Genomic DNA, 1,000 nt, shown 5'->3' with positions numbered 1-1,000 from the left:
AAGCGGCTGGGGGCCGACCCGGTTGAGTGGTTGTTTCGCAAAACGGCTACTCAATGGGGCGCGCAGCGCTATCCCGATGATGCCTGGCAGGATCTGCAAGTATTTGCAGTCGATGGTGCGCTTCTGCGCACGCCGGATACGCCGGAGTTGCGAGACCATTTCGGTTCTGGAAACACCTCGACCGACCGCCAGACTCCCTTTCCCATGCTGCGCCTGGTGGCGCTGATGAATGTGCGTTCACACCTGATCCTGGATGCACAGCTTAGCCCTTACCGACGCAGCGAAATGCGTCTGGCCGATGAGTTTTTGCAGCAGATCCCGGACCACTCCGTGACGCTGTTCGATAAGGGATTCTGGAGCGCCGATCTCATGCTCAGCCTGAGCGGAGACGGCAACCAGCGCCACTGGCTGATTCCGGCAAAAAAGGGATTGGTTTGCGAGGAGATAGCCCGTTACAACCAGCACGACCGTTTGGTGCGTATGAAAGTGTCGCCGCAAGCCAGAAAGCGAAATCCGACTCTTCCCACACACTGGGAGGCGCGTGAAGTCAGTTATGAAATTCAAGGCAAAGTAAAAACAGTCATGACGTCGTTGCCGGCCAAGATCTACAGCACCAAGTCTGTTGCCAAGCTTTATCAGGAGCGCTGGGAAATCGAATTGGGCTTCAGGGATATCAAAAGCTCAATGCAGCAAAACGCAATGACCTTGCGCAGCAAAAAGATCGATCTGATCTACCAGGAAGTGTGGGGGTTGTTGCTGGCTTACAACGTGATTCGTCGGGAGGCAAGTCAGGCAGCAGTGGCGTTTGGTCGAGCGCCGTCGGACATCCGTTTCAAGCCGGTTTGCCAGTACATCGCCGTGCAGTTGATCGTGATGGCTGCGGCCAATCCTGTTTCAGCGACGGGTAGACGGTTGGCGGAACTTAGAAAAGGCGTTGGCGGGCTGTTTCTGGATCACCGCCCAAGGCCTTCGAGGCCAAGGACGGTGAAGATCTCAAAAA

Annotated in this window: 1 protein-coding gene; it reads left to right on the top strand. The window is 55.9% G+C overall.

Features of this window, described 5'->3' with window-relative positions; translation table 11 throughout:
• Window positions 1-1,000: IS4 family transposase (locus tag AC0ZWN_RS28795; protein WP_476337712.1), on the top strand; the 1,000-nt coding region annotated here is incomplete at both ends.

It is taken from the genome of Pseudomonas sp. 3B-A001-10F, from assembly GCF_056313565.1.
This window is presented reverse-complemented; position numbering and strand designations above follow the sequence as displayed.